The following is a 12,499-nucleotide window of genomic DNA, read 5'->3' on the forward strand; positions in this document are numbered from 1 at the left end:
AGGTCATTTTTCCTCTCCTCGTGGCTAGCCATGAACGGGATCAGAGGTTAAAGTGTACTCATTGATTGAAGGGATAACTTTAATGGACGCTTTTTTGAGTATACTTTTTACCTTTCCAACGATATTTTTTACCGGATTACTTGCATTGGCGGCGATGTTGTGGCTCGCCATTATTGTGAATCAGGTTAAAGCGTGGCAGATCGATAAGGTATTGCGTAGTAGTTTAGGCGTTAATGAGCAGGGTCAGTCATTATCACCCTTTTTAAGGCGTTGGCAGCGTGCAGGCGTACCCTTAAGTGTAGGCTGGGCACTGTGGATTTTAATGAGTTGGTTAATCAGTTTAATAACCACCTATGTATTATATCCCTATTTGCCTGATGAAATCGTGACCTTTGGAGTAGCGATTGCTTTATTAATGATTATTCCAGTGATAGCAGCCGCGATTACTTTAGTGCTATTACCGTCGTTAAAACCTTGGGTTGATAGCTGGGTATCAACCCAAAGACAACGCTTACAAGCCTTAGCCGAAGCAGAAGAGCGAGCTAAGCGTCAAGATGCTTAAGCGTGCTCATTGCCTTGCTCATAAAAAGCGCGTGCCGCTGCAACCGCTGCACCGCTCTCAATCTTAGCGCCTTGTTGCTTGAGCACGGTATCGAGTGCACCTAAACAGAACAGCACATTGGTCGGATGACTCGCAGCACCCATTAAACCAATACGCCAAACTTTCCCTGCTAAAGCGCCTAGACCTGCACCAATTTCAAGATTGTACTCTCTCAATAAAGTGCTACGTACTTGTGCATCATCTACACCTTCAGGGATAGTAATAGAGTTGAGTTGTGGCAAGCGATGCGCTTCATCCACTAAAAAGCTCAATCCTAAGGCTTCAACACCTGCTTTTAAAGCTTGGTGATTGCGCATATGTCGCGCCCAAGCATTTTCCAAGCCTTCCTCTTGCACCATGACTAAGGATTCATGTAGCCCGTAGAGTGTATTAACTGGAGCGGTATGATGATAAGCGCGTTTAGTACCGCCACCCCAATACGCCATGACTAAATTCATATCCAAAAACCAGCTTTGTACTTTGGTTTTGCGTGCTTGAATGCTTTCTACCGCACGAGCACTAAAGCTCACGGGTGACAGCCCGGGAACGCAAGACAAGCATTTTTGTGTGCCAGAGTAAATCGCATCAATGCCCCACTCATCCACCTTTAAAGGGCTACCTGCTAGGGAAGTGACAGCATCAACAATCGCTAAAGCTCCATGCTCATGAGCTAAAGCACAAAGCGCTTGAGCATTGGATTGTGCACCTGTTGAGGTTTCGGCGTGTACAAAGGCTAGGGCTTTTGCATCAGGATGAGCTTTTAAAGTTTCAGCCACTTTATGTACATCAACTGCTTTGCCCCAATCGTCTTGCACCATAATCGCGGTTGCGCCACAGCGCTCAACGTTTTCTTTCATCCGTCCGCCGAATACACCATTTTGGCAGACAATGATTTTGTCCCCCGGCTCGACCAAATTGACAAATACTGCTTCCATTCCCGCTGAACCCGGCGCAGATATGGGCATAGTCAGTTCATTCTTAGTCTGAAACGCATACTGGAGTAGGGTTTTGATCTCATCCATCATGCGAATAAAGGCGGGGTCTAAGTGTCCCAATGTAGGACGCGCCAAAGCTGCTAATACACGCGGGCTAACATCCGAAGGACCCGGACCCATAAGCGTTCGGATTGGGGGGTAAAAAGATGAAATAGTCATAAAAGCGCTCCTCACGTAAAACTGGATGACGTATGTTCGTTGAAGTGGGGATTAATGTCTAGTCAAGCACTAGGGTAATTGACAATGGATAATAGGCTCCATTGTCGCTCATAGTCTGATTTACTGAATACTTACGGAGCCTATTAAAGGGTAAATAGGCTAGGACACTGCCGCAAAACGTTGATAATAATTAGAGGTAGGGCAGGCAAATTTACCTTTTTCAGTCTCACTGAGCTCGGTGAAATACTCATCGGCGGGCTTAGCAATAGTTTGATATAGCTCGACCATTAATAGTCGTGCACGCCAGCTCCATGAATCTTCATTAATTAAACCTTGGGGTAATTCGGGTTCACGCAATAATATGCGCCGATACTTATGAATTAATAGGGTGCGCATTAAAAAACACAATCTAGGATCGAGATTATGGTGTGTAGCACGTACTGCTTCTAAAACAGGATGAAATAATTCATAAAACTCCTGATATTCTGGCTCAAAGGCTTGCACATTAAAGCAATTTTTAATCAAAGCATTCGCAATAGGAATATGAGTATCATCCATTGTTTTGGCTTGGAGCATGACTATGTGCTCAGTGAGTTGCATTTCATCAACCATTTGTTTGACCGTAGCCAAATCAATAGTAGGGTGTACAAACACCCCTGTAGTAATATGGGTGAAACCAAGCCAAAACAATTCCTTACGAACAGTTTCGCGTTGCTCTTGCTCTAGTCCACCTAAAGAGGTAATCACTAAGCGCCATTCACCATCCCATGTTTGTAATGGACCTTGATAAATACGTTTGGCGGCACTGGAGAATTGACGGAAACCTTTATCAGTTAATGAATAATAACTGCGCCTACCAATTTGTTTGGCTTTTAGAATTTTCTTTTCAGATAAGCGAAACACTGAAGTTCTGACTAGGCGTTGATTGATACCTAAAGGCTCCACCAGTTTAATTAAACTACCGAGCCAAATATTGCCACCATGCGGGCAAATGGTATCGCCGTAAATGCTTAAAATCAGTGAATTAGCATACATCGTTGATGCTTGGCTAAAGTCGTCAATCACTGCTTGTGCAGCTTTAGCAAAAGTTTGCGAACTCAAAATACTCACGATTCTGTTGTTTTAAATTGATATAAGGGGACTACATCTTCCAGTACATGACGTTGGCGGTCAGGCTCTACTGTGTTTAATGGCACTGTTTCTACGAGAGTAGCTTGGCTACGTAATGCCAATTGATGATAAGTCATTGTACCACTTTCTTTCCACGCGATCTCCTGATCTGAAAGTGCTCTAATCACGCGTGCGGGTGAACCTACTACTAATTGGCGTGGCTCAATTATCATATTAGCTTTGACAAAGCTCATAGCTGCGACAATAGACGAGTGACCTATAACAGCCCCATCCATAATCACACTATTCATGCCAATCAATGCATTTTCACCAATGCGGCAACCGTGTAATACCGCACCATGCCCAATATGCCCATTACGCTCGACAATAGTATCGGTATTCGGAAAACCGTGCATCACACAGGTATCTTGTAGATTCGAGCCTTCTTCTAAGATTAAGCGTCCAAAGTCGCCGCGCAGTACCGCATTAGGTCCCACATAACAGCCAGCTCCAATAATCACATCTCCAATCACTACAGCAGTCGGGTGTACATAGCTATCAGGGTGTACAACAGGGCGTATTCCATCAATGGCATAGTAAGGCATAGATTCAAGCTCCTCCAAAAAGTTATAAAGCAGATTATGATACAAAAATAATATTTTAAATATTTAAATGTATTTAAATCATGGTTTTATCTGCTGCATTGCAGCAATTTACCCTTATTAGTGATACTTAAAATTAGAATTTGACTATTTATTTGTGTCATATTAGGATGATTATTATCAAATACAGCGGAGGAGAGCGACGAATGAAGCTACACAGTTATGCACAAGGTGAATGGTATGCACCGTCAACTCAAGGCACACTCATTCGTCATGCCATTACTGGAGCAGAAGTAGCGGAGATCAGCAGCGAGGGCTTAGACTTCCAGGGTATGCTGGAGTATGCCCGTAAGATAGGTAGCAAAAAATTACAGCAATATACTTTCCATCAACGTGCTTTAATGCTCAAAGAGCTAGGTAAGTATTTGATGGAGCGCAAAGAGCTATTTTACGACTTATCCAAAGCGACGGGCGCAACTCGTACTGACTCATGGATTGATATAGAAGGCGGCATTGGTACTATGCTGGTATTTGCTAGCAAAGGGCGACGTGAAATGCCCAATAGCAATGTCTATATTGACGGTCCACAAGAACAAATTTCCCGCAACGGTACTTTTACAGGCATTCACGTCTATACCCCGATTACAGGTGTTGCCCTACAAATTAATGCCTTCAATTTCCCGATCTGGGGCATGTTGGAGAAATTAGCACCGACTTTCCTCGCAGGCGTACCTACTATTGTCAAACCAGCCAGCCAAACGGCTTATCTGACTGAGCTAATGGTGCGCCACATTATTGAATCGAAAATTTTACCCGAAGGCTCGTTGCAATTGATTTGTGGGAGTACGGGTGATTTATTTAATCATCTGACCTATCAAGATGCAGTGAGCTTTACCGGCTCCGCATGGACAGGGCAAAAGCTTAAACAACATCACGCTATAATTGCCAATTCAGTGCGCTTTTATATGGAAGCGGATTCGCTCAATAGTTCTATTTTAGGCTCAGATGTCGAAGTAGGATCGCCCGCTTTTGAGCTATACATTAAAGAAGTAGTACGCGAAATGACGGTGAAGGCCGGACAAAAATGTACTGCCATTCGCCGCGCTATAGTCCCCGCCGATAAACTGGATGCAGTAGCCACCGCACTTAAAGCTCGCTTAGCTAAAATTACTGTGGGTAATCCCGATGTAGAAGGTGTGCGTATGGGAGCTTTAGCGGGTTTAGATCAGCGTAATGATGTCCGTGAGCGTATTGCCGAGTTAGCCAAAACGAATGAGGTAGTATTTGGCAGTGCTACTGAGGTTGAAGTATTAGGTGCAGATGCTGAAACGGGTGCATTCCTAGCGCCCATGTTATTAGCTTGCCGTGATCCTTATGCGACCTCTGCTCATGATGTGGAGGCTTTTGGTCCGGTGAGTACCTTGATTCCTTATCAGTCTGATGAAGAGGCGATTGAAATTGCCGCTTTAGGTAAAGGGAGTTTGGTTGCCTCGGTCGTGACCGCAAGCCCAACAGTGGCGACTCGTTTAGTATTAGGAGTAGCACCACATCATGGACGGGTCTTAGTACTGGATGAAAAAGCCGCTAAAGAATCCACCGGACATGGCTCGCCGCTAGCGCATTTAATTCATGGTGGTCCGGGGCGTGCGGGTGGTAGTGAGGAAATGGGGGGTATTCGCGGTGTTAAACATTATATGCAGCGTACTGCACTCCAAGGCTCACCCGATATGCTCACCGCGATTACCGGAACATGGCTCAAAGGTGCAGAGCGTCATATTGATACAGTACATCCCTTCCAAAAAACCTTTAATGAATTAGAAATCGGTGATGCAGTCATTACGGCTAAGCGCACGATTACCCTACAAGACATAGAAGCCTTTGCTGAGCTATCCGGTGATAAGTTCTATGCGCATATGGATGAGGCGGCTGCTAAACGTAATCCGTTCTTTGAAAATCGGGTTGCACATGGCTATTTCCTTGTTTCATTAGCGGCGGGTTTATTTGTTGAGCCGAATGAAGGTCCCGTTTTAGCGAATTACGGCTTAGATCATTTACGTTTTGCAACCCCCGTTTATGCGGGTGATACCCTGCAAGTGCAGTTTACCTGTAAGCAAAAAATCAATCGTGAAACCGAGGAATACGGTGAAGTACGTTGGGATACCACGATTGTGAATCAAAATGGTGATGTAGTAGCCAACTATGATGTATTGACCTTAGTGGCTAAACATCATGGACGTAATGAAGGAGCACAGTGATGAATCCAGAACCAAACTTCATGCGCAAAATTGACGCAGAAGAAAAAATTGAACCTAAAGATTGGATGCCCGATGCCTATCGCAAAAACTTGATTCGACAGATTTCTCAGCATGCTCATTCTGAGGTCATAGGTATGCAACCAGAGGGTAACTGGATAACGCGAGCACCCTCATTACGGCGCAAGGCAGTGTTGCTCTCTAAGGTACAAGATGAGGGTGGGCATGGCTTATACCTTTATAGTGCTTGTGAAACCTTAGGTATTAGTCGTGAGGAACTCATTGCAGCCTTGCAAGACGGCTCAGCTAAATACGCCTCGATCTTTAATTATCCTACGCAAACATGGGCAGATGTGGGGGCGATTGGTTGGTTGGTTGATGGGGCTGCGATTGTCAATCAGGTATCACTGCAACGTACCTCCTATGGTCCTTATTCGCGTGCCATGATTCGCATCTGTAAAGAAGAAAGCTTCCATCAGCGCCAAGGCTACGAAATCATGTTAGCGCTAGCGCGTGGTAGTGAGGCCCAAAAAGCCCTTGCTCAAGATGCGCTCAATCGTTTTTATTGGCCTGCACTGATGATGTTTGGGCCGCATGATAATGAGTCAGCCCATTCTGCTAAGTCGATGCTGTGGAAAATTAAACGCGAAACTAATGATGATTTGCGCCAAAAATTTATTGATCAAACCGCGCCACAAATTGAGTTTTTAGGCTTAAAACATCCTGATCCCGATCTGAAGTGGAACGAGGAACGGGGGCATTATGATCATGGTGAGATTGATTGGGAGGAGTTCCACAATGTCATTAATGGTAATGGTCACGCTAATCGGCAGCGTTTAGAGCACCATATTCGCGCTCATGAAGAAGGGGCTTGGGTACGTGAGGCTATGCATGCCTATAACGCTAAGCAACAAGCCAAACGTGCACTAGCTGAGCAGTCCACTACCGCACAGGCCGCCTAAGGAGACATTGTAATGGCTGATTTAGAGTTATATGAAGTATTTGTACGTTCACGTCGGGGCTTGGATCATAAACATGTGGGTAGTCTACACGCTCAAGATCCTGAGCAAGCCTTAGAGTATGCCCGTGACTGTTACACACGCCGTAGTGAAGGAGTAAGTATTTGGGTAGTGCGCTCTCGCGATATTTGCGCTTCACAAGAAGATGATAGCGCAAGCTTTTATGATCCTTCTGATGATAAGCCCTATCGTCATGCGATGTATTACCAGCTTCCTGATGCTGTCAACCATATGTGAGGTAGGTGATGAGCGATTTAGCATTAAAGCAGGCAACCCAAGAGTATGCTACGCGTTTAGGTGATGATTCGGTAATTTTAGGACATCGCCTCTCAGAATGGTGTAGTAATGCACCGTTTTTAGAGGAAGACCTAGCATTAGCGAATGTAGCCCTAGATTATATTGGGCGAGCGCGTATGTATTACACCTATGCAGCGGAGCTAGCCAATGATGGGCGCACAGAAGATGACTTCGCCTATGGGCGCAATGAACGTGAGTACCATAATTTACTCATCAATGAATTACCGCGTGGTGACTTTGCCTATACCATTATGCGGCAGTTATTACTCGATGTATTCAATGTGCATTTTTTGACGCAGCTAATGCAGTCTAAGGATGAAACATTAGCGGCTATTGCTGCTAAGGCGATCAAAGAAACTCGTTATCACTTGCGCCGTAGTCGAGAGTGGACCTTACGCTTGGGTGATGGTACTGCGGAAAGTCACCGTCGTGCTCAACGAGCTTTAGATAGTTTGTGGGGCTATACCCATGAATTATTTGATTTAGATACCACTGAGCAACTCTTAGCTGATGCCGGTATTGGTGTGAATAATCCTGCTTTACGTCCGCAATGGCTCAAAGAGGTAGCTGAAATTGTTGCTGAGGCAACCTTGACTTTACCTGCTGATGGTTGGGCAGTACGCGGGGGGCGTGTGGGTTATCACACTGAGAATCTAGGTCATATTTTGACTGAAATGCAGTTTGTGCATCGCTCCTATCCTGCGCAACAGTGGTAGCTATTGATGAACGCTATACCTATTCCTATTGTGTCCTCAGCGTGGTTAGAGCGTTTACAACGTCGTAATCAGTCGAACTATAGCGCTATTTGGCAAGTATTAGATCAAGTTAAAGATCCTGAAGTACCAGTGGTGAGCATCTGGGATTTAGGGATTTTGACCGATGTGAGTCAAGTACCTAGTGAGCAGGGTATATGTACAGTTGTGACGATTACCCCTACTTATTCAGGATGCCCTGCTATGGATGCTATTCGTAAGGCGATTGGTGAGGTATTAACAGCCAATGAGTTTACTCCCTATCAGGTACATACGAAATTAGCACCTGCTTGGAGCACCGATAGTATTTCTCCTGAAGGGCGTAAACAGTTACGTGATTATGGTATAGCGCCGCCGAGTACCTGTTGCCAACATGCTGATGGTATGACCCCTGAGTTTGGGGTGGAGTGCCCACATTGTGGTTCATCAGCGACTAAGCGCATTAGCGAATTTGGTTCAACTGCCTGCAAAGCATTGTTTCAATGTCAACATTGCCTAGAACCGTTTGATTACTTTAAGCATTTATGAGGGACGACACTATGTCGGATACTCGCTTTTATCCTTTAACCATTGCGGATGTGCGTCCAGAGACCGATACCGCTATTTGTGTAACCTTTACTGTGCCTGATGAGCTAAAACAGACTTTTGCCTTTAAGCAGGGACAGTTTCTTACGCTAAAAGCCGCTATTAATGGCGAGGATATTCGCCGCTCCTATTCGATTTGCTCAGGAGTACACGATAATGCACTAAAGGTAGGCATTAAACGCGTGCGTGGCGGTAAGTTTTCTAATTTTGCCAATGACACTTTTAAAAAAGGGCAAACTATTGAGGTGATGCCACCGCAAGGTAGTTTTACTACCGAGCTTAATGCTGCTAATGCCAAAAACTATATGTGCCTTGCGGTAGGAAGTGGTATTACGCCCATTCTGTCTATTATGAAGACCATTCTCATTGATGAACCTCACAGCCGCGTGACCTTAATTTATGGCAATCGGCGTACTAATTCTGTGATGTTCAAAGAGGATTTGAGTTTTCTAAAAAACCGCTATCTGGAGCGTTTTCAGTGGATCAATATTATGAGCCAAGAGGATCAGGGCGCTGATCTATTGAATGGCTTAATTGATAATCAAAAAGGTACCGCTTTACACAAGAGCCGTCTGATTAATCTTAAGAAAACGCATGAGGCCTTCATTTGTGGTCCTGAGGCGATGATGTCTGAAGTATCGCGTGGTTTTCGCGCGTCGGGTTTGGATGATGCGTGCATTCATTATGAGCTATTTGCGAATTCCTCTGAAGATGCAGCCAAAGTATTGGAAAAGTCTCAGCAACGTATTGAAACCTATGGTGAAGATAAAACCAGTAAGGTAACCGTGATTGCTGATGGGCGTGCGTTACAGTTTGAGTTAGCGACCGTGGGGGCGAATATTCTCGATGCAGGTATTCATAATGGCATGGAGTTACCTTATGCCTGTAAAGCGGGTGTGTGTTCGACCTGTAAAGCCAAACTGATCAAAGGACAAGTGGATATGGACTTGCATCATGGTTTGGAGCCGCATGAGATCGCAGCAGGCTTTATTTTAACTTGTCAGGCCCATCCGGTTTCTGATGAGGTCATTGTGGATTTTGATCAACGCTAGAAGATCGTTTTAGCTAGGTATTGTTAAAGAGTTGACACCTCCTAAAATGATACATAGTATTTTATTATCTAAAATGATATGTGTCATTTTGGATCACAATTCGCCAAATTAAACTCAGTTTAACTCTTAAACTGAGTTCATTGAGCTAAGAGGAGAGCTATCAATGAAACGTCTTAACCTGAAACAATTGTTTCTGCACGCCACTATTGTATCCAGTACTTTTTTAATCACTTCTGCTGCATGGGCAGAGCAAGTAATCCGCGTCGGTTCATGGCTACCCCCCCAACATACTATGAATAAAGATGTTCTACCCACTTGGGGTAAGTGGATTGAAGAGGCCACTGAAGGGCGGGTCAAACTGAAAATCGAATTCCCCGGCGGTGATCCCAAAGCTTTATTAGATCAAGTACAAGACGGTACTTATGAAGCTGCATGGACTTTCCACGGCTATTACCCCGGACGTTTTAAACTCACCAAAGCAGTAGAGTTACCCGGTATGGAAAATGGTGCTGAGGCGGCTTCAATGGCCCATTGGCGGGTATTTGAAAAGTACTTTGCTAAAGCAGGGGAGCATGAAGGGGTTGCAGTCATGGGCTTATTTACCCATGCGCCCGGACAAATCCATTTAGCTAAACCTATTGAAAAACTAGCTGATTTAAAAGGTAAAAAGCTACGTATTGGTGGTGGGGTACAAACCGATATTGGTAATAAACTAGGTATTGAAGGGGTTGCGGCTCCCGCCTCTAAAGTTTACGAGCTACTTTCTCAAGGGGTCGCCGATGGTGCTATGTTACCTATGGGTGAAAAGAAAACCTTACGCATTAAAGAGGTCGCTCCTTTTACTTTGAAATTCCCTAATGGTCTGTATCTGGGTAGTTTCGTGATTGTCATGAATGAGGATTTCTTAGCAGGCTTAGATGAGAAAGACCGTGAAGCGATTAAAAAGGTTTCAGGTGAAAAGTTATCTGTTTTAGCCGGCAAGTATTGGAATCAAGAGGCGATTGAAGGTGAAGCCGATGCTCGTGCTTCGGGTAATACCATTATGGAGGCTACCGATGAGATGAAAAAAGAGTTGGCTGAGCTGACCAAAGACTTTGATCAAAGCTGGATCGATAGTGTTAAAGATCGCAATGTAGATGCTAAAGCAGCCTTAGATGAGTTACGTGCGCTTGCGCGTGATTATAAAAGCGGTAATTAACGATGACTCATCAACAACTACTCCTACAAAATAGTGAAAAAGGTCCAGTACGCCTTATTGCTTTTGTCCTGAATGTAATCTCAGGAGCAACCCTACTCACCATGATGCTGATTACCTGTATTGATGTTATTGGGCGCTATTTTTTGAATAAACCTTTGTTAGGCTCAACAGAGATTAGCGAGGTTTTGTTAGGGGTGATGATCTTTACTGCCTTACCTGTGATTTCATGGCGTAATGAGCAAGTAGTTGTTGATATTCTAGATAGTTTTGTCACACCACCATTAAATTTTATTCGTGGTGTGATTTTTAATGTACTGAGTGCAATCGCCTTATATTTTTTGGGTCAGCGCATTATCGCCTTAGGAGCAAGAGCGCTTAAGTCCGGTGAAACCACCGAATACTTACATATTCCGGTGGGAGCAGTACTCAATAGTTTTGGGATTTTATGCTGGGTAACGGCTTTAGCTTTGTTGACCTTGGGTATTTATCGCCTATGGGTTGAATACCAAATGACTCAAGCGCCTATTGCTACGGAGGCTAGTATATGACCGTTACTTTAATAGGTTTCGCCATTCTACTTTTGCTCATTATGGCGCGTATGCCGATTGGGTTGTCGATGGGGGTGGTTGGTTTTCTAGGGTTTGTTTATCTAAATGATTGGAATTGGGTATCCGCCTTATCCATGTCAGCACGTCGTGTAGTAGATACCTCGCGTGACTACAGTTTGACCGTGATTCCACTGTTTATTTTAATGGGTAATTTAGTCACCAAGTCGGGCTTATCGCATGAGCTTTATCGTGCTTCATACTCCTTTTTAGGTCATTTTCGTGGTGGTTTAGCTATGGCAACCGTAGTTGCCTGCGGTGGGTTTTCAGCGATTTGTGGTTCGAGCTTAGCTACTGCGGCAACAATGGCTAAGGTTTCTATGCCACCGATGCGCCGTTATGGTTATGCCGATACTTTAGCGACTGCCTCGATTGCAGCGGGTGGAACTTTAGGAATTTTAATCCCGCCGAGTGTGATTTTAGTCATTTATGGCATTATGACCGAGCAAAGTATCCGTGAATTATTTGCGGCAGGTTTTATGCCCGGAATGCTAGGGATTGCATTGTATGTAGTAGCCGTTGCGTGGACGGTGTGGCGTAATCCAGAAGCAGGTCCTCCGGGCGAGCGCTCTACGACCCAAGAGCGGATTGAAGCTATGAAGGGTATATGGGGAACGCTATTACTGTTTGGCATAGTCATCGGTGGTATGTATGGTGGGGTTTTTACTCCCACTGAGGCGGCAGGCATTGGTGCAGCAGGGGCGTTTGTTATTGCCTTGGCCCGTAAATCCTTAACATGGCGCTCGCTGTATGAAGTGCTTACTGAAACGGCTCATACGTCAGCCTCTCTATTTGTAGTCGTGATTGGTGCTTTGATTTTCTCTAATTTCATCACTCGTGCTGAATTTCCTGATCAATTATTAGAACTGATTAAGAGCTTTGATCTCAGCCCTCTGGCCGTTATTTTTCTAATCTTAGGTATTTATATTTTATTGGGCTGTATTTTAGAAAGCCTTTCTATGCTGCTGTTAACTGTACCTATTTTCTATCCTATCGTGCAGAGTTTGGGATTTGATTTGGTGTGGTTTGGGATTTTGGTGGTTGTGGTCACTGAAATTAGTTTAATTACCCCGCCCGTAGGTCTGAATGTCTTTGTACTCAGTGGAGTCTTAAAGGACGTAAAAACCAGTACCGTTTTTAAAGGGGTAACACCGTTTTGGGTAGTAGATATTATTCGCCTAATGCTGATTACCTTGATTCCGGCGATAGCTTTAGCTTTGCCTATTGCACTGTATCGTTAATCAAAGCGCTATTTTAAGGCTAGACGCGACT

At 44.5% G+C, this 12,499-nt stretch carries 13 protein-coding genes; 10 read left to right on the forward strand and 3 right to left on the reverse strand.

Annotated elements, in window-relative coordinates:
* The first annotated feature begins 94 nt into the window (after positions 1-94).
* Positions 95-562: a hypothetical protein gene (locus IPL34_RS13385; protein WP_296841948.1), complete on the forward strand. Its 468-nt coding sequence runs from the start codon at positions 95-97 to the stop codon at positions 560-562.
* Here the strand turns inward: IPL34_RS13385 and IPL34_RS13390 are convergent.
* From IPL34_RS13390 to paaY, 3 genes are all read right to left on the reverse strand, one after another.
* Positions 559-1,755 (reverse strand): alanine--glyoxylate aminotransferase family protein, encoded by a 1,197-nt coding sequence (locus IPL34_RS13390; protein WP_296841949.1) that lies wholly within the window; start codon positions 1,753-1,755, stop codon positions 559-561. The genes IPL34_RS13385 and IPL34_RS13390 overlap by 4 nt on opposite strands.
* 159 nt (positions 1,756-1,914) lie before the next feature.
* Positions 1,915-2,856 carry a PaaX family transcriptional regulator C-terminal domain-containing protein gene (locus tag IPL34_RS13395; protein ID WP_296841950.1) on the reverse strand — a complete coding sequence of 314 codons (942 nt, stop codon included), beginning with the start codon at positions 2,854-2,856 and terminating at the stop codon, positions 1,915-1,917.
* 5 nt (positions 2,857-2,861) lie between these two features.
* A complete protein-coding gene (paaY, locus tag IPL34_RS13400) occupies positions 2,862-3,470 on the reverse strand; it encodes a phenylacetic acid degradation protein PaaY (RefSeq protein WP_366931047.1) in 609 nt (202 codons plus the stop codon).
* Between the two features lie 203 nt (positions 3,471-3,673).
* Between paaY and paaZ the strand changes: the two genes are divergently transcribed.
* The 9 genes from paaZ to IPL34_RS13445 all read left to right on the forward strand — a co-directional run bounded on the left by paaZ (position 3,674) and on the right by IPL34_RS13445 (position 12,468).
* Entirely contained in the window at positions 3,674-5,722 is a 2,049-nt protein-coding gene (gene paaZ, locus IPL34_RS13405) for a phenylacetic acid degradation bifunctional protein PaaZ (RefSeq protein WP_296841951.1), read from the forward strand.
* On the forward strand, positions 5,722-6,681 hold the full coding sequence (gene paaA / locus IPL34_RS13410) for a 1,2-phenylacetyl-CoA epoxidase subunit PaaA (RefSeq protein ID WP_296841952.1): 960 nt from the start codon (positions 5,722-5,724) through the stop codon (positions 6,679-6,681). The genes paaZ and paaA overlap by 1 nt, the downstream gene beginning before the upstream one ends.
* Before the next feature lie 12 nt (positions 6,682-6,693).
* Positions 6,694-6,975: a 1,2-phenylacetyl-CoA epoxidase subunit PaaB gene (gene paaB / locus IPL34_RS13415; RefSeq protein WP_296841953.1), complete on the forward strand. Its 282-nt coding sequence runs from the start codon at positions 6,694-6,696 to the stop codon at positions 6,973-6,975.
* Positions 6,976-6,983: 8 nt separating this feature from the next.
* A complete protein-coding gene (gene paaC / locus IPL34_RS13420; RefSeq protein WP_296841954.1) occupies positions 6,984-7,751 on the forward strand; it encodes a 1,2-phenylacetyl-CoA epoxidase subunit PaaC in 768 nt (255 codons plus the stop codon).
* A 6-nt stretch (positions 7,752-7,757) separates the two neighbouring features.
* Positions 7,758-8,315: a 1,2-phenylacetyl-CoA epoxidase subunit PaaD gene (gene paaD, locus IPL34_RS13425; protein WP_296841955.1), complete on the forward strand. Its 558-nt coding sequence runs from the start codon at positions 7,758-7,760 to the stop codon at positions 8,313-8,315.
* Positions 8,316-8,326: 11 nt separating this feature from the next.
* Positions 8,327-9,424, forward strand: a complete 1,098-nt coding sequence (gene paaE, locus IPL34_RS13430) for a 1,2-phenylacetyl-CoA epoxidase subunit PaaE (protein WP_296841956.1) — start codon at positions 8,327-8,329, stop codon at positions 9,422-9,424.
* A 163-nt stretch (positions 9,425-9,587) separates the two neighbouring features.
* Positions 9,588-10,622: a TRAP transporter substrate-binding protein gene (locus IPL34_RS13435; protein WP_296841957.1), complete on the forward strand. Its 1,035-nt coding sequence runs from the start codon at positions 9,588-9,590 to the stop codon at positions 10,620-10,622.
* Between the two features lie 2 nt (positions 10,623-10,624).
* A complete protein-coding gene (locus IPL34_RS13440) occupies positions 10,625-11,170 on the forward strand; it encodes a TRAP transporter small permease (RefSeq protein WP_296841958.1) in 546 nt (181 codons plus the stop codon).
* Positions 11,167-12,468: a TRAP transporter large permease gene (locus IPL34_RS13445; protein WP_296841959.1), complete on the forward strand. Its 1,302-nt coding sequence runs from the start codon at positions 11,167-11,169 to the stop codon at positions 12,466-12,468. Before IPL34_RS13440 ends, IPL34_RS13445 begins: the two co-directional genes overlap by 4 nt.
* Positions 12,469-12,499: the final 31 nt, after the last annotated feature.

Source organism: Thiofilum sp. (assembly GCF_016711335.1).
Taxonomy (GTDB): Bacteria; Pseudomonadota; Gammaproteobacteria; order Thiotrichales; family Thiotrichaceae; genus Thiofilum.

Bases quoted from the DNA above. Each gene is read 5' to 3' on its own strand.
- IPL34_RS13390 (WP_296841949.1), bottom strand. From the start codon at position 1,755: ATGACTATTTCATCTTTTTACCCCCCAATCCGAACGCTTATGGGTCCG.
- paaY (WP_366931047.1), bottom strand. From the start codon at position 3,470: ATGCCTTACTATGCCATTGATGGAATACGCCCTGTTGTACACCCTGAT.
- paaZ (WP_296841951.1), top strand. From the start codon at position 3,674: ATGAAGCTACACAGTTATGCACAAGGTGAATGGTATGCACCGTCAACT.
- paaA (WP_296841952.1), top strand. From the start codon at position 5,722: ATGAATCCAGAACCAAACTTCATGCGCAAAATTGACGCAGAAGAAAAA.
- paaB (WP_296841953.1), top strand. From the start codon at position 6,694: ATGGCTGATTTAGAGTTATATGAAGTATTTGTACGTTCACGTCGGGGC.
- paaC (WP_296841954.1), top strand. From the start codon at position 6,984: ATGAGCGATTTAGCATTAAAGCAGGCAACCCAAGAGTATGCTACGCGT.
- paaD (WP_296841955.1), top strand. From the start codon at position 7,758: ATGAACGCTATACCTATTCCTATTGTGTCCTCAGCGTGGTTAGAGCGT.
- paaE (WP_296841956.1), top strand. From the start codon at position 8,327: ATGTCGGATACTCGCTTTTATCCTTTAACCATTGCGGATGTGCGTCCA.
- IPL34_RS13435 (WP_296841957.1), top strand. From the start codon at position 9,588: ATGAAACGTCTTAACCTGAAACAATTGTTTCTGCACGCCACTATTGTA.
- IPL34_RS13440 (WP_296841958.1), top strand. From the start codon at position 10,625: ATGACTCATCAACAACTACTCCTACAAAATAGTGAAAAAGGTCCAGTA.
- IPL34_RS13445 (WP_296841959.1), top strand. From the start codon at position 11,167: ATGACCGTTACTTTAATAGGTTTCGCCATTCTACTTTTGCTCATTATG.